We start from the raw sequence: 21143 nt of genomic DNA on the forward strand, positions 1-21143 counted from the left end.
TTTTCAAATATGAAAATTTTTTAGTTATTGGGGATTATCTAAAGGGATTTTTAAAACTTGTCCGACATAAATGTTGGAATCTTGAAGATGATTCCATTCTCGAATAAGCTCTTCGCCATTTCGGCTTTTATAATACTTCATCGAGATTTTATACAGCGTTTCGTTCGGCTGGACAACATGAGTAATGATGCGTCTGTTCTCTTCCATGTTTCCATCGCTTTCATTTCCAGAAATTTCTTTTCGGGTTTCGTCTCTTGTGCTGTTGGAAGAGGATTGTTCTTCAGTCGTTGGAGAAGCTTCCTGTTCATTCTGATTTCCTTCTTCTTTGTCTGAGTTAGAGGAATTATTTTCTTCCACTCTCTCTTCTTGAACAGACTTCCCGCTATTATTTTTAATAATTACAGAGTCAAAATCTGAAAGATTTTCCCCGCTGCGGTTTGATTGATTTCGTTCCAAATAAGAAGTTAAAAATAAAACAACGACTGGCACTAATATAAAAAGAAAGACGAGAATACGCAAAAGCGGATAGTTCATTTTCTTTTTTTTCTTCCGCCTTTTTTTATGCACTTCACTCCGAGACGGATATGTCCCCGTTCTCTCTTTTATTTCATCAATCATTTTTTCCCTTAAACGCTCAGCTTGGTCATGTTCATACGGACTTGTCATCTTCTTCATCGTCCCTCCCATCGCCTTTACTATTTTTCAAATATTGAAAGCGAATTTGCACTGCCGATACAAAGTCGATAAGAAAATGAGCGAAAATTGTTGTTAAAATATTCTCAGTCAGTTCAAATATCACTCCGAGAAAAAAACTGACGAACAAAACCGTTGCAAATAACAGCCATTTTGAAAGATAACGAAAATGCATGAAGGCAAAGATCAAACTGGCGATAAACAGTCCGAAATGGGTTTGCAGAACCCCGCGAAACAATATTTCTTCCGCAAAAGCAACGATAAGGGTCATCCAAAAAATTTCCGGCAAGCTTCTGTTTTGAAACAGTTTTTCATTGATTCCTCCATCATCGTACCAGCTTTTTGGCGCCCATTTCATAATTACCAAATCAATGAGCAGAACGATAACTGTTGCAAGCAAGCCAACAGCTATCGTTTCCCAACTCAATTCCCATAATTGAAAAAAATCCTCCGCACGGTCAAAAAAAATGAACCCTAAAATAATCGATATAAGAAGAAATAGCGACTGAGTGACCATGAGATGAAATAAAAGCTCTCGATCGGTCATGTTCTTTATCAATTCTTCTTGTCTTTTAATCACGCCTTCACCCACTTTGACGAAACAGCCTTTTTAATTCTTGCTTCCAATCCCACTTTATCATTGGCTGGGATGAATGAATTTTTTTTCGGATAAAAAAACGATCGTTTATTCCGCAATTGTCGCAGCAAATCGAAACCTTTGTTGAAGGTTTTTCCTGAAAATAGCTTAAAATCATGTTCCGCCTGCATGCTTTTGCTCGTAAAAATGCTTCCATGTCGGCTAATTTTTTAAATTTCATTTTCATTCGATCTTCAATCTTGCTCCATACATAATTTACGATCTGATCAGTCGTCCAATGATACATGTTTTCATCCAACATTTGGAAATTATATTGTAAAAATCTCCTCTGTACATCAGACAAGCCGAAGCTGCTCCACTCTTCTTCTGTTAAATCAAAGCTTCCCTTTAACCGAATCGTTTTTACAATCAACTCAATCTCTTTTTTTTCAGGAAATTCAGAACGTATTATCGACCGGGGAAACTCCTCGTCACCCTTTGCTACAAGTGCAATTGCAATGCTTTGGTTTCCATCTCTTCCTGCCCGGCCTATTTCTTGTACGTATGATTCCATGTCAGCAGGATAATGGAAATGGATGACAAATCGAACGTCTTTTTTGTTTATTCCCATTCCAAAAGCATTTGTCGCCGTTATAACCGAAAGTTCGTCATTTAAAAATTGCTGTTGAATCAACATTCTATCTTCATATTCCATTCCGCCATGATAATAAGCCGCATTTGTCATTCCCTTTTGTTCAATCCATCTGGCAAGCTCTTCCGCCCACTTTCTTGTGGAGCAATAAATGATACCCGGCCCTTCTAACATTTTCAGCCATTCGGCTAATCGCTCCAATTTTTCCTCTTGGCTGCTTACGGCTTCAACATTAATGGCAACGTTTTGCCTGTCAATAGAATGAATATGAAATGTTGCATCGGTTAAATGCAAGCATTTCGCGATATCGTTCAGCACTTCTTTAGTGGCTGTGGCGGTCATCGCCAAACAAGGGGGAGAACCGATCATCTCCCTTACCTTTCCGAGCTTTAAATAGTCAGGCCGAAAATCATGTCCCCACTGTGAAATGCAATGCGCTTCATCGACGACAAATAAAGATATTTGGATTTGCGCCAATGCATCCAATAGCCTTTTTGATTTAAACATTTCAGGCGATAAAAATATAAATTTGTAACGGTGCAATTGCCGGAAAGCTTTTTCTTTTTCATATCGGGTTAAAAAGCTGTTTAATGCAATGACTCTTTTTTCTCCAAACATTTTCATCTGCTGTTCCTGGTCTTGCATGAGCGACAATAGCGGAGACACTATTAATACAGCACCTTGTAAACAATAGCCAGAAAGCTGATAGCACAATGATTTTCCACCGCCTGTCTGAAGCATGGCAACTACGTCATGTCCGCTAATAACATCTTCAATTATTTCCTTTTGGCCTGTTTTAAAGCTTGAATAACCGAATTTTTCCTTCAGCAAAGTAAAAAGATCTTTCGTCATTGCCATCTCCTTATTGCAGCCATTGCCAGCCGAATTTGAAAATAGCTGTATTGATCTTGAAGATATTCTTTAACTGTTTTCAGCTTGTTTGTTTGCAGCTTTTCAATCGCTTGCCCGATTTTGACCACATCTTCTTTGCTTACATAAGGTTCGAAGGCAAAATCGTGCATGTTTAAAGCAATCTCAACAATATGGTCCTCAATCGTATTTCTTTTAAGCTTTCGGACTGCTGCAATTTCATCAATGCCCAACCCCTCCGCCAACAAGCGGTACGTTTTTTCCGCCGATGCGGTTAGCGGGTGTTTTTTTATCAAATCTCTTAAAAGACCGAATAATATCGGATATTGATCAGAACGTTTTTGCAATTCGTTCACCATTTGAATGACGGCAGCTTGAAACATAAGCTTCAAATAAAAAGGATCTTCATTCGCAGCTGCTGCAAGCTGTTCAAAGGTGATTCCATTTTTTTTAAAGCCGGACAAACGATTGACAACTAAGATAGCTCCCTTTTCATCTAAACATTCAAGCAAACGGTTCATTTCCAAAAACGTTCGATTTCCGATATTTTTCTTTGTCTCTTTCATCTGTAATATGTATGTTTTGACAAAATGCAACAGCTGACCATTATTTGTTATAGGTAAAAATTTCGAATGGTTATAAACTAGATGGGAAACCGTTTGAACAAATAAAGATAAACGCTGCCAAAAAATTTTTCCTATATCATTGTAGGTGGCCCCATCCAGCTTATCAGGAAACGGTTTTTCTGACAAAAATTCTTGCAGCACCCGTTCGCCGTTCATTGTGACCATATAAAACTCGCCTTTTACTTGTTTGACATATGACAGCTGAACCAATCTGTTTAACAAGTGATTATATTCTTCAAGCTCGAGCTCACGGCAAATGCCAAATAAGTTCGATAAATGAAAAATAATGCTATCTTGAATCGTTTGAGAAGATTTTTTTCCTTTTAATAAATGAAAAACAGCTGCTTTCGATCGCTCGCATTTGAGCTGTTGAAAACAATAAAGGATGATTCCTTCCAAATAAGAGAGAGGCATTTGATCACCTTAAAAATTGAAACCTTCTGTTCAATCCTTATTTTATCAAAATTTATCCAATAATTGTCGAAAAATATATAATGAATGATTTGATTTAAGTAAGTTTATCGAAATACTATGACATTTCATCTTTTTTTATTGAAATGTTTAATATTCCATCTTACAATAATTATGTGGTATTCTGATTATTATATAAAACATTCTGAAGTGGAAGATAAATGTTTCTTTCTCTTTTATGACTTCTACTCATTTCATTTATACAGGAGGTTAGACAATGCCAAAATATACAATCGTTGACAAAGAAACATGCATTGCATGTGGTGCATGTGGGGCAGCAGCGCCAGATATTTATGATTATGACGACGAAGGAATCGCATACGTTATTCTAGATGATAACCAAGGGACGGTTGAAGTTCCAGAAGTTTTAGAAGATGATTTAATGGATGCTTTTGAAGGTTGCCCAACAGATTCCATTAAAATTGCCGATGAACCCTTTGACGGCGATCCTTTAAAATTTGAATAGCTGTTTCATCAGCTTTAAAAGAACAACCCCCACGGAAAAACGAATTTCTGTGGGGGTTTTGTGTATCATAATTCGGAACACCGTGATGATGCGAAAACATCATAACGGCTGATCTCCGCTTTTTTGCTCGCATATAAATTTATGCATTTTGCACGTTAAATTTATGTTGAAGCCATTCTTTGATTCTGCCGTAAATCATTAAAAAGACAATGGCAATAATTGTTCCTTTAATGAGGTTAAAAGGCAAAATCCCGGCAATAATGACTTGCTTCACTTCTGCAATCGACATTTGCGGCATATTTAAAAACAGTGTATATGCCGGCAAAATGAAATAATAGTTCAATAAGCTCATGGCTACTGACATCGAAATGGTCCCGGCAGCTAAACCGAAAAGAACCCCTTTCATCGAACGAATTTTTTGAAATACGAATGCAAACGGCAAAAGGAAAAACAATCCGGCCAAGAAATTTGCCAACTGATCAATCGGAACTCCTGTCGCGCTTCCTTGAATGATGTAATGAAGCGTATTTTTAATCGCTTCTACAGCCAATCCTGCAATCGGCCCTAATAAAATCGTCGCCAGCATAGCAGGAATTTCGCTGAAATCAATTTTTAAAAATGCCGGAAGTCCCGGAAGCGGAAAGTTAAGAGCCATAAGCAAATAGGAAATCCCGCTCAACATTCCTACAAAAACAAGTTTAAATGCCTTTGTTTTTAACACAGTCCTTCTCTCCTTTTCTTTCTGTGATCCATCTTGAAAAGAAGGAAGGGTCCATCTCCTGCATCAATAAAAAAACCCTCTACATTGACGCAGAGGGAGAATTGTAAGCAGGTTAAAATAAACGTTTCAATGATCATATTTTTTGAAACGCCTGAACCCTCATCTTCTCCCATCCAGACTATACTGTCGGCTCTGGATTCTCACCAGATCCACCGTAAAGGAAAAACACCTTTACGGGTCACGGGCTAAAAAAGCTTAAAAGCTTTTATCACCGCCGGTCGGGAATTTCACCCTGCCCCGAAGATGAATCCATATTTTTTTATCTTCATTATATACAATAATGAAAAAAAAAGAAACTTATTTTATTTCATTGTCTTTTTTCTACAATTGCCAATATTTTTTACATCCTCTATAATAAAAAGGCATACATAATAAAGGAGGATTTTGTCGATGGCAAACAATAAAGTTGTCGAAGCTTTTATTGAAATTCCGACAGGAAGCCAAAACAAATATGAATATGACAAGGAAAAAGGCGTTTTTAAACTAGACCGGGTTCTTTATTCGCCTATGTTTTACCCTGCAGAGTACGGTTATTTAGAAAATACTTTAGCACTTGACGGCGATCCTCTTGACATTCTCGTAATCGTCACCAATCCGACTTTCCCTGGATGCGTCATAGAATCGCGTGTCATTGGCTATTTAAACATGATCGACAGCGGTGAAGAAGATGCAAAATTAATCGGCGTTCCTGTAGATGATCCTCGTTTTGATCATGTTCAATCGATTGAAGATCTGCCGGAGCACAAATTAAAAGAAATTGCCCATTTCTTTGAACGTTACAAAGATTTGGAAGGAAAACGAACAGAGATCGGCAGCTGGGAAGGACCTGAAGCAGCGGCAAAACTAATTGACGAATGTATCGCACGATACAATGAATCTAACAATTAAACAAAAAAGAGAGCTGTTTCTTCAGAAGCAACTCTCTTTTTCCCTTTTTACACACAGTAAACGTTTTCAAACTGTAAAGTTTTGAACCTTGACAACATAGATCAGTTAAGATAAAATAATCAGAAATTTTGTTTTCATTTTTAATTCGTTCACTAGGGGGATCTTAGAAAATGTTTCATGTTCTTGTTTCTGACTCAATATCAAGCGATGGATTAGCACCATTATTGAACGATGAAAACATCAATGTCGTTCAGAAAAAAGTAAGTGAAGTTGACGACCTGGAAAAATATGATGCTCTGCTCGTCCGCAGTGCAACGAAAGTAACAGAAGAACTGCTTCAAAAAATGACAAATTTAAAAATTGTTGCAAGAGCAGGCGTCGGAGTCGATAATATCGATGTTGAAGCAGCGACAAAATACGGAGTTGTCGTAATTAATGCACCTGACGGAAATACGATTTCAACTGCCGAGCATACATTTGCCATGATGGCATCGCTTGTTCGTCATATTCCACAAGCAAATGTTTCCGTTAAATCAGGTGAATGGAACCGCTCCGCCTTTCTCGGTACTGAGCTATACGGCAAAAGCTTAGGAATTATCGGTTTAGGACGAATCGGCAGCGAAATTGCCAAAAGAGCAAAAGCTTTTGGAATGAACGTCTTAGTGTTTGATCCATTTTTAACAAAAGACCGGGCGCAAAAATTGGGAGTAAACAGTTGCAAGCTCGATGAAGTTTTAGCGCAAGCTGATATCATTACTGTTCATACACCATTGACAAAAGAAACAAGAGGTTTATTAGGAAAGGAAAATATCGGAAAAACGAAAAAAGGAGTTTATTTATTAAACTGCGCCCGGGGCGGCATCATCGATGAAGAAGCATTAATTCATTATTTAGAAATTGGACATGTGAAAGGCGTTGCTCTTGATGTATTTGAAGTCGAGCCTCCAGTAAATCGGAAGCTGCTTGATTTTGAACAGGTCATTGCTACACCGCATCTTGGAGCATCAACGAAAGAGGCCCAATTAAACGTTGCCTCTCAAGTTGCTGAAGAAGTATTAAAATTTTTAAATGGAAAACCTGTTACAAATTCTATTAATCTACCAACATTAACAAAAGATATATTTGACAAAATACAGCCGTTTTATAAATTGGCCAAAAAATTGGGTCAGCTTGCTTCTCAATACATGAAAGAACCTGTTCAACATATCGGAATCGTTTACGAAGGAACGGTTGCTGAACTCGAAACATCTTTTATTACGAAAGCATTTCTTGCTGGATTTTTAGGAGAACGGGTTGATTCAACTGTTAACGAAGTGAATGCTGGCCTCATCGCCAAAGAACGCGGCATCAGCTTCAGCGAAAAAATTGCTTCAAACGGTTCTGGATATGCAAATTGCATCGCTGTTCAAGTAGATGGAGATCATCGGACTTTTTCCGTAAAAGCAACGTATATTCCAAACTACGGTGAACGAATTGTTGATTTAAACGGTTTCGATATCGATTTTTACCCGGCAGGGGAAGTATTATATGTAGAACACATCGATAAACCAGGTGTTATTGGACGCGTCGGAAAAGTACTGGGCGACCATGGCGTAAACATCGCAACAATGCAGGTTGGACGTAAAAACATCGGCGGCGAAGCAATCATGGTTTTAACTTGTGATAAACTGATTGATGATCAGCTTATTGAAGCGTTAGTCCAGTTCGATGACATCGTTTCAGCCAAAACTATTCATTTATAATATTTAAAGGTGCTGGGAGGGCTTATCTCTCCTGGCTCCTCTGTTTTTAATCCTCCCAAAAACAAAAGACCGATGAAAAGCCCCATGATTAGGGCAATACCCAGCCTCCGCATTAAATCCAGCATCCGTTCATCCTCCTTTCCTCCTTTCGTACATTCTCAATATTTATGATGGTGTCTTTATGTTTAGACCTATTTCCGTTCCTTTTGCTATGCATCAACTTTCAGGTCAATAAAATTAGGCGAAAAAGGCACTTCCACCGGTTTTGAAATATCAATATTTCCGATTTTTTTCGCATCAAAGCCTTCGAACTTCACTTTCTTAAAGCCGAATTCTTTCGCTGTCATTAAAATCGCTTCCAGCATAACTTCAGTATGCTCTGTGTTTTTCATTTTTGAAGCATTGTCAAAAGTGACCGTAAGCAGCTCATCATCCTTTTTCAATTGCTTAATTTTAACGGAATTATTAATGGAAGGTTCAAGCCCGTCTTCCTTCCCTTTTTGCATGGCATTCATTGCCTCTTCAATTGTTTCATATTCATTTTTTGATGGAACGAGCAAAGGATTGCTGCTATTTTTAGGAAAAAACAAGAAATAGGCTTTTTTCAGCAGCTTCTTTATTTGAAATTCGGAAACAAAACGCTCAGAAGGAACATGCTGCTTTTCATTTGTAAATAAGCGCACCTTTTTATAATTTTGCCACCGAAATGTTTCTTTTAATACTTCTTTAAAATTTTGTTCATTATGGAAACGGTCTTTTATATTCAATTTTTCAAAATTTATGATCACCTCGTCACTTCGGCTTTTGCTTTCATAAATGTCTGCATCTTGAAAGGCAAAAGCTGAAAGATTGAAACGTTTCACATCGATCTTGTTTAAGACGTCATTTATTTGCTTGACGGCAGGCTCGAATTGATTTCCTTTAAAGCTTAGAGGAACGACATGCTGTTTGCTTTCATCTAAAAGCCCTACTGTGATAATTTGTTCAGTTGAAGAATTTGGAACTATGGAACGATACTTCGGCGAAGCCTCCATCGTTTGACTTTCGGTTAAATGACTGTTTCCTGCGTTTTCGGCCTTTTTGTTGTATGAATATTGGGTTTGTTCATTTTTGCTGTTGCTTAGCGGAAAAACTACAAAAGTGACGGCTGCTGTCAAAGCAACAATCGAAGCTGATGGAACAATGAATTTCAATATTGTTCTTTTTCTTTTTTTCTCGGTAATATTGTTCCAAATCTCGAATGAACTGCGGGAATCTTCTACTTTTGGAAACTCGCTTATCCATTTTTTGATTTGTTCATCGCTCCACCGAGAGTTTTTCACTTGAAACTACCTCCTGTTCTGTCATAGCTCCCTGATCTTTCGTGGCACCTTGTTCTTTCATAGCTTTATCTATATAATTTTTTAACACTTTTAAAGCCCGATGCTGGGTTGTTTTGACTTTGCTTTCCGTCCACCCCAACACCTCGGCTGTTTCTGCAACAGATAATTCTTTTATAAACCGTAAAATTAAAACGGTTCTTTGATTCACATTACAGTCATTCATTGCTTTGTATAGCATCTGTATTTCTTCTCGTTGTAAAGCTATTTCTTCCGGGAGGGGCTCTTGATCCGCAATTTGTGCTTGATCTAAATCAAATTTTTCCATTATTCGCTGACGGAGAGTTTTTTGCTTTCGAAAAAAATCAATCGCTACATGCCGAGCAATGGAAAATAACCATGTTTTTTCACTGCTTCGTCCTTCAAAGCTCGAGTATGATTTTAAAACTTTTATATACACTTCATGCACCAAATCTTCCGCTTGTTCCCGATCCTTCACCAAATAATATAAAAACTGAAAAATATCTTGATGATACTTTTCGTATAATCTTTGAAACGATTCATCCATGCACATACCCTCCGTTTAAAATATTTGTCGAAAGAGACGCATGACATGTTACAAACAAAAAAGAAAGGGTCTTATAAAAGAGACCCTCGGTGTCAATTTTTTTTGCTATTATTTGTCCGGAACACCTTCCCGCTTCGTTCGTATTCGACATCCTTCACGTTTAGGCGGTAATTTACAACCCGAGCAGCAGCAAATAAATAATCAGACAGACGGTTCATGTAAATGAGGACCGGATGATGAATTTTAACCTCTTTCATTAAAGAAACGATTAAACGCTCTGCTCTTCTGGCAACTGTTCTCGCAATATGTAAAACGCTGGCCGCCTCCGTTCCTCCGGGCAAAATAAATTTTTCTAATGCAGGAGCTTCTTCCACATAATGATCGATTCGTTCCTCTAAAAAACGGATCATATCCTCCGTCGTTTTAAACGGATGTTTTTGCTTTTCGTACACAACCGCTATGTCAGATCCGCAATCAAACAAATGATGCTGAATTTTTTCAAGCTCTTCGTAAATATCTTGAAACGCTTTATCTGTTAAAAACGTCCTTGCATAGCCTATGTAAGCGTTCAATTCATCAATCGTTCCGTAAGCTTCCACCCTTGGATCATCTTTATCGACGCGCGCACCAATAACGTTCGTCTGTCCTTGATCCCCTGTACGCGTATATAAATTCATTGCCAAACCTCCCTTCTGTTACGTGTGAAACAATAAAGATCGGCAAATTTTTACGATGTTTGCGGCAATAATACGGTAAATGTCGTTCCAACATTTAATTTGCTGTGAACTTGTATTACCCCTTTATGGGCATCAACAATATTTTTCGCAATGGCAAGCCCCAGACCCGTACCTGCTCTTCCACGCGTTCTCGCTTTGTCAGCTTTATAAAAGCGTTCAAACACAAACGGCAGATCTTCTTCACTGATTCCGCTTCCTGAGTCCTGAACATCTATTTTTAAACCATTGCTTTCTGAAATAATTACTTTTACAAATCCTTGTGCACTCGTATGGCGGATAGCATTGTCAATTAAATTGGTCAGTACTTGCTCAATGCGGTCCGGATCAAACGAAAAGGAATCCGTTTGAACATTCAGCAAATATTCGAGGTGAATCTGTTTTTCTTTTGCAATGCCTTGAAATTTGCGAATAATTTTTTCAATAAAAGGCTTCAATTTGACATCTTGTATATTTAAGGAAATATGTCCTGCCTCCATTCTGGCCAAATCCAATAAATCATTCACCAATCGGCCCATTCGCAATGATTCGTCATAAATAACCTGAACAATCTCCTTCCGCTCCTTTTCGCTTCCTGCAATGTCATCGCGAAGAGCTTCGCTGTATCCTTGCAGCATGGCAATAGGCGTCCGCAGCTCGTGGGACACATTGGCAATAAAATCAATTCTTAATTTGTCGAGACGTCTTTCCTCCGTTATATCGCGCAAAACAACGACCGCTCCTCGAACACGATTTTGATTATAAAGAGAGCTCATGATCACTCCCCATGTTCTGCCTTGCAAAGTAATCTCAGTAACCTGCTCGCGGTGAGTCGTCGTCACTCGTTTAAATAGCTCTTCAATAGCCGGCGGAAGCTCATGTTCCTTTTTCGGATGCATTCCGTTTTCATAATACCATGCCTGCAAAAAACGTTCAGCAGGAGGATTTGTGACTAAAATCGTTCCATCGATATTTAACGTAATGACACCGTCGGCCATGCTGCTTAAAATGTTTGAAAGCTGTTCTTTTTCTTGCCGCAAAGCGTTAATATGGAATTTCACCTGCCGGCCCATTTGGTTAAAGGCAACAGCTAATTCACCAATTTCATCGCTTGTCAGCTTCGGAACTTTCGTATCAAATTTTCCATTCGCCACTTCAATTGCGACTTCTCTCATTTTTCGGAGCGGATAGGTAATGCGGGTTGATAAAAAAAAGGCAAAAACGGTAGTTAATATAATAGCTATAAATGCTGCCATAAAAATATATTTAGTTGTTTGTTTTGTTGTTTCATTAATGGCAGACAAAGATTGTACGACAAATATCGCTCCAGATTGATAAGGCACTCCGACGATCATCATTTCATTGTTGAATTTATTGTGATCATTCGTTTGCGGAAAGCTTTTTACAAGGCTGATTTTTTCTTGATCTTCCAATACTTTTGACAGTTCTTTCTCACTGATGATTTCATTTAATGAATATTGAGCGACACCCGCCCCGTCATTTTGCTTTTGCCAATATGTTTTTCCACCATCAACGATATACACACTTGTTAGTTTATCAGAAAGTTCAGTTGCGATGGAGCCGGCTAATGGTGTATTTTGATGATTTTCCATAATAATGGCTGCTTTATTGGCAAGCTGGGTCAATTTTTGCTCGGCATCTTTTATATGATAATTTTCCATAAACTCGAGCAGCAAAATGGTTAAAATCGACAGAACCACTATCACAAGAAATAAAATGGTCATCCAAAGCTTGCCAACAACGCTTCTCCAAAATTTCATTCTTCAACGACCTCGAATTTATAGCCGACACCCCAAACAGTCACGATCATTTTGGCGGCTTCAGGCGAAACTTTGTTTAATTTTTCCCTAAGTCTTTTCACATGAGTGTCAACTGTTCGTAAATCTCCAAAAAATTCGTAATGCCATACTTCCTTCAGCAGCTTTTCCCGGTCGTATACTTTATCAGGAGTTTTTGCCAAAAAATAAAGCAGCTCGTACTCTTTCGGGGTTAAGTTGACTTCCTTGCCGTCGGCCGTCACGCGATGAGCATCATGATCGATTGTTAAGTGCGGGAAAACGATCACATTTTTCGCCGATGAATCGGTTTTTAAATAGCTTGTTTGTGACGCCCTTCTTAAAATCGCTTTCACACGCAAAACAACCTCTCTCGGGCTGAACGGTTTTACAATATAATCGTCCGCACCGACCTCAAACCCTTGAACACGGTTTACCTCCTCTCCTTTTGCTGTCAGCATAATGACAGGAGTGGCTTTCTTTTCTCTCAGCTGCTTGCACACTTCGATTCCGTCAATTCCGGGCATCATAATATCCAGAATAATCAAATCATAATCGGCACAAAGAGCCTTTTCAAGCGCTTCATCACCATTTTCCGCCTCATCTATTTGATAATTTTCCCTTTCTAAGTACATTTTCAAAAGCCTGCGAATTCTTTCTTCATCATCTACCACTAAAATCGTTACATCCTGGTTCTCTGACATATTTTATTCCTCCCTTGATCAGGTTAAAAAAGAGCTGACTCAAATGATAATGATCCAAATTCCAGCATGTATCATGAGTCAGCCAATCCGTTTATGCATATGAATGTAAACCAGCTATCACAAGGTTTACAAAAATTAAATTAAACATGATGATCGCAAATCCAATAACCGCAAGCCATGCTGATTTTTCTCCATGCCATCCTCTCGAAAGCCGTAAGTGAAGATATGCCGCGTAAAACAGCCAAGTGATCAATGCCCAAACCTCTTTCGGATCCCAGCCCCAAAATCGGGTCCAAGCGATCTGCGCCCAAATCATGGCAAATATTAAAGCACCTAGTGTAAATACTGGGAATCCAATCGCTACTGAACGGTAGCCAATTTCATCCACCACATCCAAATTTAAATTTTTCACTAAAGGCTGCAACGCTGCAGAAATACGCTTTCTCAATATTAGGCGGATCACTCCGTATAAAATCAGTCCTACAAATGTGGACCATAAAACAGTGTTCACCTTTCTGGCCGATAAAATCGCCGGCAATTCCACAAATCCTGCAAGCCGATCTTTTGTCAGCAATTCTCCTTCGTGCGGCGCTACGAGAGCAGGCAAATGAAATTCCATTTCCGCCTCTTGTCCATTTTTATCGATCCATTTAAACACTGATTCATAATCCATTGCTCGGAACACGGTTGTGACAATGACAAATGCAAGTGTTGTGACTAATACAAACATGACAAATTCAAGCCAAAACGTCTTTTTTGTTGCTTTTGATTGGTCCACAACCTTTGTTAAATACAGGACTCCGGCTACAAAGCTGATCGCCAAAATAGCTTGTCCGGCAGCAGCTGTTGTTACATGGATTTTCAGCCAATCGCTTTGAAGAGCTGGTATTAAAGGGCTGATTTCTGTCGGAAACATGCTGGCATATGCAATCAATAAAAGTGCAACTGGCAATGTAAATAAGCCAAGTGCAGACAGCTTATAAATAAAATAAATAATGATAAATGCTCCTACTAGCATCATACCAAAGAATGTCGTGAATTCAAATAAGTTCGAAACCGGGGCATGTCCAGCAGCGATCCATCTCGTAACGAAGTATCCCAGTTGAGACAAAAAACCGAGGATCGCCGCCGCAATGCCTAATCGCGCCCATCTATTCGGTTTTTCATCCTTTCCTCTTTTGTCACGGATAGAACCGCCAAAAAAGAATGTTCCTATTAAATACAAAATAAACGCAATGTATAATAAAGTGCTGCTAAGTTCAGCCACAAACTTCCCCTCCTTCATGAGGTTCTATTCTTTTAATTGTTTTTGGTCAACAGGCTTTTGAATTTCAGTATCGCGCAAAATGATGTCCAATTCATTTTTTAATCCAAACCAGTTTTTGTTTGTATGCCCCGCCAGCATGATTTTGTCGTTATCCGCTTTCAGCCATATGCGGCGATGCTGCCAGTACAATCCTTGAATTAAGCCTATCATAAAAATGGCTCCGCCGACACCGAGCACCCATAAAGTTAAATCTTTTCTTACAACTAGACCCGTTAAGTTTTTCGTTTCAATTCCTGAAAATTTCATTTTGTATTTGTTATTCTCGTTAGGTTCAATCGTTTGCTGGATGGCAACGAAACTCGTTTCTCCCTTCGGTCTGTCAGGTGCAATCATTTTAAAAACAAATGCCGGGTTGTTTGGCACTCTCGACCGCGTGGCTGGATTGCCTTCGTCATCAAAATAAAAATCTGGAAGATAGCTGGCAATTTCAACAGCATAGCCGTTTCCTAAATCATATTTCTTTTCTGGGTTTAAGAGGTCAATGACAACTTTCCCGAAGCTTTTCCCCGATTTTTTATCGATAAGATCAAACGTCATTTTATTTAATTCATTCAGCTTGTAATTCACTTGATAGACAGCATAAGAATCAAATTTCAACGGTTCGTTGACGCGAATGCTGAAGTCTTTTACCTCTTTTAATTTTGGTTCTTCACCCGGCAGGCTGTCTCCCTGCTTTTTATAAAGCGTCACATTTGATTGGAAGTTTTTAGCTACGCTTCCATCGCCGACACGGTCAATCGCTTCCTGAAACACATCTTTTTCTTTTTCCTTTTGATAAGTTTCCAAAATGAATTGATGATGTTTCAAATAATACTCGCCATTTGTCCCGGGTATTTCTTTCGTTTCCCCTTCTCTTAACCAGAGAACCTCATCCACATACATCCCCGGGAAAAAGCGGAGCATGGCTCCAATTAAAAAAATAATCAATCCGATATGATTGACATACGGACCCCATCTGGAAAATCGATTTTTCTCTGCCAAAATGTTTCCATTTTCTTCTCGAATGCGATAACGGCGCGCTGTTAAATTTTTTTTAACTTGTTCTACATTTTTTTCAATATTGTCCACATATGATTCGCTAAAAAGGCGCTGTCTTTTCAAAAAAGACTCGTGCCGAGACACACCTTGATTTTTCAAGGCACGATAAAGTGGAATAACCCGGTCGAGCGAGCAAATCACAAGCGATATTCCAATCGATGCGATCAAGGTCATATACCACCAAGAACCGTATAGGCGGTGGAAGCCTAATTGATAATAAAGCTGGCCTAAAATTCCATATTCATCTTTATAAAATTGCTCTGGCGTTACGTTGGAAGGTATGTACAATTCTTGCGGAAAAATCGTTCCGATTGCTGATGCGATCAGCGTTATCACAATCAGCCAGACTCCAACTTTAACAGAAGAGAAAAAATTCCATACTTTATCGACGATCGTTTTATTATATGTTTGAGAACGTCTGGCACTTCCGTCATAACGCATATCATGAAGTTTTTCCGAATTGCCTTCGCCCTCTGCTGCCAAGGCCCGTCCGCAATTTTCACACAGCACAGTACCGAACGGATTTACATGACCGCATTCACATTTCACATGATTCATGTTGAAAACTCCCTAACTATGGTTTTATCATTTCCATGTAATCTCGAACTTCCCGTTCCGTCATTGGTGCAGTAATGATTTTGACAACCTTCCCGTTCTTATCGATGAGAAACGTAGTAGGCAGCGGATCTACATCATATGCATGAAGCACCTGCTGATTTTTGTCAATGACAATCGGGAAATTGAGCCCGTATTTTTCCGCAAATTTTTCCACTACTAATTTTGATTCGCCAACGTTGACAGCTAAAACTTCCACGCCTAAATTTTTATAGTGCTGATATTGTCTTTCAATGTAAGGCATTTCACGTTCACAAGGTTTGCACCACGTTCCCCAGAAATTGAGAAATACCCCTTTTCCTCTATAATCGGAAAATTGATGCTTTTTTCCTTCTAAATCAGTAAGAACAAAATCAGGCGCAGCTGATCCGACTTTCACTTTTTCTTTGCTCATAAAAAAATTTGAATAGAGTGTATATCCAAGAGCACCTAATAAAATAACAAGAATAATCGAGCGAGTAATGAGTCGCCTTTTTTTCATCGTGTGTACTCCCTTTGTTTTTCATTCGCTTGTTATTATATCATTGAATTTCCGTTCATTCAGAAAAATAATTTTGACGTTTATGTGACATAAAAACGTGTAAGCCCCTAAAGCAGTACATTGTTTGCAACGTTTTGTCGGTATAAATGCGAAAGCTTAACCGATTTTAGGCTAAACTCTCGCATGCTTGCCGTGCTGGGCCAGCGCCCGCAATCTCTTCACCTCGTGGGGAGTAATTTCGCGGAACGTACCCGGATGGAGCCCTTTTAAATCTAAAAATGCGTACCGTTCTCTTTTCAGCTTCAGCACAGGAAAGCCGATTTTATCAAACATTCTTCTAATTTGCCGGTTTCTTCCTTCATGAATGGTAATTTCGATTATACACGTTTTTTTTCTTTTATCTAAAGAAAGCATTTTGACTTTTGCTGGTTTTGTCATTCCATCTTCCAGCATGATCCCTTGCTCCAGTTGTTTTAATTCTTTCCTTTCTGGAATTCCTTTAACTTTCGCTACATACACTTTATCAATTTCATATCGTGGATGCATTAACAAATTAGCAAAATCGCCATCGTTTGTCAGGATTAGAAGGCCTGAAGTATCATAATCAAGTCTGCCGACCGGAAAGATGCGCTGCTCAAAATCTCGAAAGTAATCGGTGACGACTTTTCTCCCTTTTTCATCTTTCACGCTCGAAATAACTCCCCTAGGCTTATAAAACAAAATATAAATCGGTTCTTCCCTTTCTACCGGAATCCCGTTTACCTCCACCTTGTCCTCGTCAGATACTTTTGTTCCGAGCTCTGTTACAACTTGTCCATTTACAGTAACTTTTCCGTCCAAAATTAATTGCTCCGCTTTTCTTCTTGAAGCAATTCCCGAACGCGCTATCACCTTTTGCAATCGTTCCATTGATCTCACCTCTCTAAAAATATTACCTTCTTTCGGTCTCGTTACACAAGATGAACGCATTTATTTTTTTGCAAATAAAAAAGCTAAGCTCATTAAAGCTTAACCGAAAAGGAGCGTAACAATTATTATGGAAGAAAGGATGGCTGCAAAATCCGCCAACAGCCCAACCTTTATCGCATCACCCATTCGCTTGATCCCAACAGCACCGAAATATACTGTAATGATATACAAAGTCGTGTCTGTGCTCCCTTGCATGGTGGCTGCCAGTCGGCCGATCAACGAATCCGCTCCATGCATTGAAATTAAATCGCTCATAATTCCTAACGAAGCTGTTCCAGAGATGGGCCGAATTAACGCCAGCGGAACAATTTCCGCCGGGACGTGGATAGCTTGAAACATCGGTTTTAACAGGTCCATAAAAAAATCGAGAGCCCCTGAAGCGCGAAAAACAGACACTGCCACGAGCATGCCGACAAGATACGGAATAATGGAAAAAGAAATTTCGATTCCTTCTTTTCCACCTTCAACAAACGCTTCATAAGTTGGAATGCGTTTAAAAGTCCCGTACAACAAAATAAAACCGATGATCAATGGGATCAGCCATATCGAAACAGCACTAATGAACACCATCGTTATTCTCCTTTTCTTTTTCGTAAATAGTAAAAATAGCGGTCAATCATAATAGCGGCTATGGTAGCAAAGAAAGTCGACAGAAGCGTTGGCACGACAATATCAGTCGGATTATGCGAACCGTATGTCATTCGTATAGAAATTACAGTTGTTGGAACAAGAGTCAATCCAGTTGTATTTAATGCTAGAAAGGTGATCATGCTTCTGGACGCCTGGTCTTTATTTTTGTTCAATTTTTTCAGCTGCTCCATCGCCTTAATTCCCAACGGTGTAGCTGCGTTTCCTAGCCCAAACATATTGGCGAGCAAGTTTGACAGCATGTAGCCCATCGCAGGATGCTCAGGGGGAACATCAGGAAAAATTCTCCTCATCAGCGGTTTGAACAGATTCCCTAGCTTTTCTAACAGACCGCTTTTCTCCGCAATATTCATTAAGCCTAACCAAAATACAAGCACGCTGATGAAGCCAAAGGCAATGGTGACACCCTCTTTTGCACCTGAAAAGACGGCTTTATTCACTTCCTCCATTGTTCCGTTGAACATTGCAAATACGACGCCGATCAAAGTTAAGGCAACCCAAATAATATGAATCATGCGGAAACACCCAGCATATCAAAAAATAGATCGATCATCTTTCCAAACCAGCCATGCGGAGGCTCTACATCACCGTTTTCAAAATAGATCGGCACTTCTTCAATCGTTTCGCCATCGAGCAACACTCTCAATGTTCCTACTTTTTCTGGAACCTTTTCAGGATGGTTCTTCCACGAAGCCTTCGGTTTTGTTAGGAATAAACGGATGTTTATTTTGTTTTTTTCTTCCTCCATCAGCGGATAAACAATGTCGCGATTAATGAAGATGCGGTCTTTGTAAAACTTGTTGTCAATGGCAAGGTATCCTTCTTTTTTGATCGTCACTTGATCATATTCGCTGAACGCGCTGTTAAACATCGACATATGGTCGTTCCAATCATCGGGAGCATTTAGCGTAACAGCAATTAAATGTAAATCATCTTTTTCCGCAGTGGAGACTAATGTTCTATTTGCCCTCTTTGTGTACCCGGTTTTACCGCCTGTACAATATTCATATAAATTTAAAAGTTTGTTTTTATTTTTCCACTGAAATCCGTCTTTTTTATAAACTTTTGTTCCAAATATTTTGCGGAACGTTTCATTCTCCATGGCGTATTTCGTTAAAAGAGCCATATCATATGCGGTAGAATAGTGGTTTTCGTGATCATCCAAACCGTGCGGGTTGGCAAATTCAGTATTTGTCATGCCGATTTCCTTCGCTTTTTCGTTCATCATAAATACGAAACCATCTAAACTGCCTCCGACAAATTCAGCAATCGCCACCGCAGCGTCATTTCCGGACCTTAGCATAAGACCATAAACCAAATCTTCCAGCTTCACCTTTTGCTTTTGCTTAAGATATATGGAAGACCCTTCAGTTCGGACAGCGCGGTCACTGACAGTCACATTTTGATCCATTTTTCCTGATTCAATTGCTAAAATCGCCGTCATGATTTTCGTAATGCTTGCAATGCGCATTTTTTTATGTGGGTTTTTTTCAAAAAGGATCCGGCCGCTCTCCTGATCCATTAATATGGCGCTTTCTGCACTAACTTCAATCGTATGAGTTGCATGAGCTGTCGGGATAAAAAAATGGCCTATCAATATAAAAAGAATGAATACATTAATACGTGATGTCCATTTGTTCATTAATGCTTTCACGTCCCTTTATTCGATTCGTTTTGTACAAGTTTATGCAAAGAAGACAACCGTATGAACGGAATTTGAAAGAATGTGAAATAAAAATAAGTCTCAGACTGCCGCCTGAGACGACTTACAAGTTATTTAATTTTTCAAAGAATAAATCTGCCTCTTCTTGAATAAAATGCTCTTCATTCTCGATCTCTGTCAATGAAGGCAATTCTTCGATCGTTTTTAATCCGAAATATTCAAGAAACTCTTTTGTCGTTCCGTATAAAATAGCTCTTCCCACTCCCTCTTCTCTGCCGACTTCTTGAATAAGCCCTTTCGCTAAAAGGGTCCGGATCGGCCTTTCTGACTTTACCCCTCTAATTTCTTCTATTTCAATCCGGGTAATCGGCTGTTTATAAGCGATAATGGCCAATGTTTCAAGCGCAGCCTGAGAGAGTGATTGGTTCATAGGAGTTTCCATCAGCCGCTTTAAATATGGTGCATGCTCCTTTTTGGTTGTGAGCTGGTAAACCCCTGCTACTTCTACAAGGTCGATCCCCCGTTCTTTTTTTTGGTATTCCTCTTTTAAATCTTCAATAATACTTAAAACCGTTGCTTCGTCAATTTCAAGAACGGAAGTTAATTGCTTGATGGAAAGGCCTTCGTCTCCAGCCGCAAATAAGAGCCCTTCCAAAATGGATTTCCATTCAATAATCCCTAAACTCATGCAGCTTTTCACTCCCGTAAATATAAATTTCTGAAAAATTATGTTCTTGTTCTACATGAACGTATTCATTTTTCATCAGCTGAAGCAAAGCTAAAAAAGTCACGACCATATAATCCTTCCTGTCAGCTGGAAAGAAATCGTGAAACTCCTTTTTCTTTTTCGATGCCTTCAGCTCCATGATCATTTCCTTCATTCGTTTTTCGATCGGGATTTCTTCTTTTGCTACGGTTCGTTCGATTGGCTTTTCAATTTTTTTTCGTTTTAGCATTTTTTGAAAGGCAGCGATCATATCATAAACCGTTACGTTTCCTTTTTGCAAAATCGGCTCTTTTTCCTCCAAATATTCGCTCAAGTCGCTTGGAGGCTTCGTATAGACAAGCGCCCGTTCACTTTCCAGTTCTTTCAGCTTTACTGCCGCTTCTTTATATTTCTTGTATTCAATTAAACGGGTAACAAGCTCATCTCTCGGATCGGACTGCTCTTCTTCGATGATTTCCTCGTCTGACCACTCTTCCTCCTGTCTTGGAAGGAGCATTTTGCTTTTAATCGACAATAATGTGGCTGCCATCACTAAATATTCACTGGCAACATCCAGCTCAAGCTCCTGCATCGTGTGAATATATTCCATATACTGTTCTGTTATTTCGCTGACAGGGATATCATATATATCAATTTCTAAACGATGAATTAAATGCAAAAGCAAATCTAACGGACCTTCAAAAGCTTCTAACTTTACTAGATACATTACCTGATCATCACCCTCGATAAATGGCTAATTTTTAGTATAGACCAATAGAAAAATACATCCAATACTCTTTTTCAACAAAGCTCATTTTTGTTTATTTTTA

General features: G+C 39.0%; 23 protein-coding genes and 1 riboswitch. Of the genes, 3 read left to right on the forward strand and 20 right to left on the reverse strand.

Translation table 11 applies throughout. From position 1 onward, the window contains the following. Positions 1-24: 24 nt before the first annotated feature. The 4 genes from NSU02_RS12810 to NSU02_RS12825 are packed head-to-tail and all read right to left on the reverse strand — an operon-like array spanning position 25 to position 3832. Positions 25-675, reverse strand: a complete 651-nt coding sequence (locus NSU02_RS12810; protein WP_157728008.1) for a LysM peptidoglycan-binding domain-containing protein — start codon at positions 673-675, stop codon at positions 25-27. After that, the gene (locus NSU02_RS12815) at positions 650-1273 is read right to left on the reverse strand and encodes a CPBP family intramembrane glutamic endopeptidase (protein ID WP_063388615.1); all 624 of its coding nucleotides are present in this window, start codon (positions 1271-1273) and stop codon (positions 650-652) included. The genes NSU02_RS12810 and NSU02_RS12815 overlap by 26 nt, the downstream gene beginning before the upstream one ends. A 4-nt stretch (positions 1274-1277) precedes the next feature. Continuing rightward, positions 1278-2774 (reverse strand): ATP-dependent DNA helicase RecQ, encoded by a 1497-nt coding sequence (locus NSU02_RS12820; RefSeq protein ID WP_130157461.1) that lies wholly within the window; start codon positions 2772-2774, stop codon positions 1278-1280. Continuing rightward, positions 2771-3832, reverse strand: coding sequence for a helix-turn-helix domain-containing protein (locus NSU02_RS12825; protein ID WP_063388617.1), 1062 nt, complete (start codon positions 3830-3832; stop codon positions 2771-2773). The genes NSU02_RS12820 and NSU02_RS12825 overlap by 4 nt, the downstream gene beginning before the upstream one ends. Before the next feature lie 274 nt (positions 3833-4106). Between NSU02_RS12825 and NSU02_RS12830 the strand changes: the two genes are divergently transcribed. Then, positions 4107-4355, forward strand: a complete 249-nt coding sequence (locus NSU02_RS12830; protein ID WP_063388618.1) for a ferredoxin — start codon at positions 4107-4109, stop codon at positions 4353-4355. A gap of 139 nt (positions 4356-4494) precedes the next feature. Here the strand turns inward: NSU02_RS12830 and NSU02_RS12835 are convergent, their stop codons facing one another. Continuing rightward, complete coding sequence (locus NSU02_RS12835; protein ID WP_232515771.1) at positions 4495-5037, reverse strand: ECF transporter S component; 543 nt, start codon at positions 5035-5037, stop codon at positions 4495-4497. Positions 5038-5233: 196 nt separating this feature from the next. Further along, positions 5234-5385, reverse strand: a riboswitch (FMN riboswitch). Between the two features lie 141 nt (positions 5386-5526). On the opposite strand from NSU02_RS12835, the gene NSU02_RS12840 reads away from it, so the two are divergent. Continuing rightward, a complete protein-coding gene (locus tag NSU02_RS12840; protein WP_063388619.1) occupies positions 5527-6024 on the forward strand; it encodes an inorganic diphosphatase in 498 nt (165 codons plus the stop codon). Positions 6025-6194: 170 nt separating this feature from the next. Next, the gene (serA, locus tag NSU02_RS12845) at positions 6195-7766 is read left to right on the forward strand and encodes a phosphoglycerate dehydrogenase (RefSeq protein WP_066247685.1); all 1572 of its coding nucleotides are present in this window, start codon (positions 6195-6197) and stop codon (positions 7764-7766) included. Here serA and NSU02_RS12850 read toward each other — a convergent pair. The 15 genes from NSU02_RS12850 to NSU02_RS12920 form a co-directional block, all read right to left on the reverse strand. Next, positions 7757-7891 (reverse strand): hypothetical protein, encoded by a 135-nt coding sequence (locus NSU02_RS12850; RefSeq protein WP_261308724.1) that lies wholly within the window; start codon positions 7889-7891, stop codon positions 7757-7759. The genes serA and NSU02_RS12850 overlap by 10 nt on opposite strands. 84 nt (positions 7892-7975) lie before the next feature. Continuing rightward, positions 7976-9088 carry a GerMN domain-containing protein gene (locus NSU02_RS12855; protein ID WP_339193013.1) on the reverse strand — a complete coding sequence of 371 codons (1113 nt, stop codon included), beginning with the start codon at positions 9086-9088 and terminating at the stop codon, positions 7976-7978. Beyond that, entirely contained in the window at positions 9063-9653 is a 591-nt protein-coding gene (gene sigX / locus NSU02_RS12860; protein WP_130157469.1) for an RNA polymerase sigma factor SigX, read from the reverse strand. The genes NSU02_RS12855 and sigX overlap by 26 nt, the downstream gene beginning before the upstream one ends. 92 nt (positions 9654-9745) lie before the next feature. Then, positions 9746-10330 (reverse strand): cob(I)yrinic acid a,c-diamide adenosyltransferase, encoded by a 585-nt coding sequence (locus NSU02_RS12865; RefSeq protein ID WP_094246153.1) that lies wholly within the window; start codon positions 10328-10330, stop codon positions 9746-9748. Positions 10331-10380: 50 nt separating this feature from the next. After that, positions 10381-12147, reverse strand: a complete 1767-nt coding sequence (locus tag NSU02_RS12870) for an ATP-binding protein (RefSeq protein WP_339193014.1) — start codon at positions 12145-12147, stop codon at positions 10381-10383. After that, complete coding sequence (locus NSU02_RS12875; RefSeq protein WP_066247683.1) at positions 12144-12866, reverse strand: response regulator transcription factor; 723 nt, start codon at positions 12864-12866, stop codon at positions 12144-12146. Before NSU02_RS12875 ends, NSU02_RS12870 begins: the two co-directional genes overlap by 4 nt. Before the next feature lie 91 nt (positions 12867-12957). Next, positions 12958-14133, reverse strand: a complete 1176-nt coding sequence (ccsB, locus tag NSU02_RS12880) for a c-type cytochrome biogenesis protein CcsB (RefSeq protein ID WP_063388626.1) — start codon at positions 14131-14133, stop codon at positions 12958-12960. A 24-nt stretch (positions 14134-14157) separates the two neighbouring features. After that, positions 14158-15789, reverse strand: coding sequence for a cytochrome c biogenesis protein ResB (locus NSU02_RS12885; RefSeq protein ID WP_130157473.1), 1632 nt, complete (start codon positions 15787-15789; stop codon positions 14158-14160). Positions 15790-15805: 16 nt separating this feature from the next. Then, entirely contained in the window at positions 15806-16327 is a 522-nt protein-coding gene (locus NSU02_RS12890; RefSeq protein WP_063388628.1) for a thiol-disulfide oxidoreductase ResA, read from the reverse strand. Between the two features lie 171 nt (positions 16328-16498). After that, positions 16499-17236, reverse strand: a complete 738-nt coding sequence (locus NSU02_RS12895) for a pseudouridine synthase (RefSeq protein WP_339193015.1) — start codon at positions 17234-17236, stop codon at positions 16499-16501. Positions 17237-17335: 99 nt separating this feature from the next. After that, entirely contained in the window at positions 17336-17866 is a 531-nt protein-coding gene (locus NSU02_RS12900) for a spore maturation protein (protein WP_063388630.1), read from the reverse strand. A 2-nt stretch (positions 17867-17868) separates the two neighbouring features. Continuing rightward, positions 17869-18459, reverse strand: a complete 591-nt coding sequence (locus NSU02_RS12905) for a nucleoside recognition domain-containing protein (protein WP_063388631.1) — start codon at positions 18457-18459, stop codon at positions 17869-17871. Then, positions 18456-19586 carry a D-alanyl-D-alanine carboxypeptidase family protein gene (locus NSU02_RS12910; RefSeq protein WP_339193016.1) on the reverse strand — a complete coding sequence of 377 codons (1131 nt, stop codon included), beginning with the start codon at positions 19584-19586 and terminating at the stop codon, positions 18456-18458. The genes NSU02_RS12905 and NSU02_RS12910 overlap by 4 nt, the downstream gene beginning before the upstream one ends. A gap of 124 nt (positions 19587-19710) precedes the next feature. Further along, complete coding sequence (gene scpB / locus NSU02_RS12915; protein ID WP_063388633.1) at positions 19711-20295, reverse strand: SMC-Scp complex subunit ScpB; 585 nt, start codon at positions 20293-20295, stop codon at positions 19711-19713. After that, complete coding sequence (locus NSU02_RS12920) at positions 20276-21040, reverse strand: segregation/condensation protein A (RefSeq protein WP_063388634.1); 765 nt, start codon at positions 21038-21040, stop codon at positions 20276-20278. Before NSU02_RS12920 ends, scpB begins: the two co-directional genes overlap by 20 nt. Positions 21041-21143 lie beyond the last annotated feature (103 nt).

The organism is Aeribacillus sp. FSL W8-0870 (assembly GCF_037963755.1).
Classification (GTDB): Bacteria; Bacillota; Bacilli; order Bacillales; family Aeribacillaceae; genus Aeribacillus; species Aeribacillus composti.

Excerpts from the sequence above, each read along its gene's own strand:
- NSU02_RS12810 (WP_157728008.1), bottom strand. The coding sequence starts at position 675 with ATGAAGAAGATGACAAGTCCGTATGAACATGACCAAGCTGAGCGTTTA.
- NSU02_RS12820 (WP_130157461.1), bottom strand. The coding sequence starts at position 2,774 with ATGACGAAAGATCTTTTTACTTTGCTGAAGGAAAAATTCGGTTATTCA.
- NSU02_RS12825 (WP_063388617.1), bottom strand. The coding sequence starts at position 3,832 with ATGCCTCTCTCTTATTTGGAAGGAATCATCCTTTATTGTTTTCAACAG.
- NSU02_RS12830 (WP_063388618.1), top strand. The coding sequence starts at position 4,107 with ATGCCAAAATATACAATCGTTGACAAAGAAACATGCATTGCATGTGGT.
- NSU02_RS12835 (WP_232515771.1), bottom strand. The coding sequence starts at position 5,037 with ATGTTGAGCGGGATTTCCTATTTGCTTATGGCTCTTAACTTTCCGCTT.
- NSU02_RS12840 (WP_063388619.1), top strand. The coding sequence starts at position 5,527 with ATGGCAAACAATAAAGTTGTCGAAGCTTTTATTGAAATTCCGACAGGA.
- serA (WP_066247685.1), top strand. The coding sequence starts at position 6,195 with ATGTTTCATGTTCTTGTTTCTGACTCAATATCAAGCGATGGATTAGCA.
- NSU02_RS12850 (WP_261308724.1), bottom strand. The coding sequence starts at position 7,891 with ATGCTGGATTTAATGCGGAGGCTGGGTATTGCCCTAATCATGGGGCTT.
- sigX (WP_130157469.1), bottom strand. The coding sequence starts at position 9,653 with ATGGATGAATCGTTTCAAAGATTATACGAAAAGTATCATCAAGATATT.
- NSU02_RS12865 (WP_094246153.1), bottom strand. The coding sequence starts at position 10,330 with ATGAATTTATATACGCGTACAGGGGATCAAGGACAGACGAACGTTATT.
- NSU02_RS12870 (WP_339193014.1), bottom strand. The coding sequence starts at position 12,147 with ATGAAATTTTGGAGAAGCGTTGTTGGCAAGCTTTGGATGACCATTTTA.
- NSU02_RS12875 (WP_066247683.1), bottom strand. The coding sequence starts at position 12,866 with ATGTCAGAGAACCAGGATGTAACGATTTTAGTGGTAGATGATGAAGAA.
- NSU02_RS12885 (WP_130157473.1), bottom strand. The coding sequence starts at position 15,789 with ATGAATCATGTGAAATGTGAATGCGGTCATGTAAATCCGTTCGGTACT.
- NSU02_RS12890 (WP_063388628.1), bottom strand. The coding sequence starts at position 16,327 with ATGAAAAAAAGGCGACTCATTACTCGCTCGATTATTCTTGTTATTTTA.
- NSU02_RS12895 (WP_339193015.1), bottom strand. The coding sequence starts at position 17,236 with ATGGAACGATTGCAAAAGGTGATAGCGCGTTCGGGAATTGCTTCAAGA.
- NSU02_RS12900 (WP_063388630.1), bottom strand. The coding sequence starts at position 17,866 with ATGGTGTTCATTAGTGCTGTTTCGATATGGCTGATCCCATTGATCATC.
- NSU02_RS12905 (WP_063388631.1), bottom strand. The coding sequence starts at position 18,459 with ATGATTCATATTATTTGGGTTGCCTTAACTTTGATCGGCGTCGTATTT.
- NSU02_RS12910 (WP_339193016.1), bottom strand. The coding sequence starts at position 19,586 with ATGAACAAATGGACATCACGTATTAATGTATTCATTCTTTTTATATTG.
- scpB (WP_063388633.1), bottom strand. The coding sequence starts at position 20,295 with ATGAGTTTAGGGATTATTGAATGGAAATCCATTTTGGAAGGGCTCTTA.
- NSU02_RS12920 (WP_063388634.1), bottom strand. The coding sequence starts at position 21,040 with ATGTATCTAGTAAAGTTAGAAGCTTTTGAAGGTCCGTTAGATTTGCTT.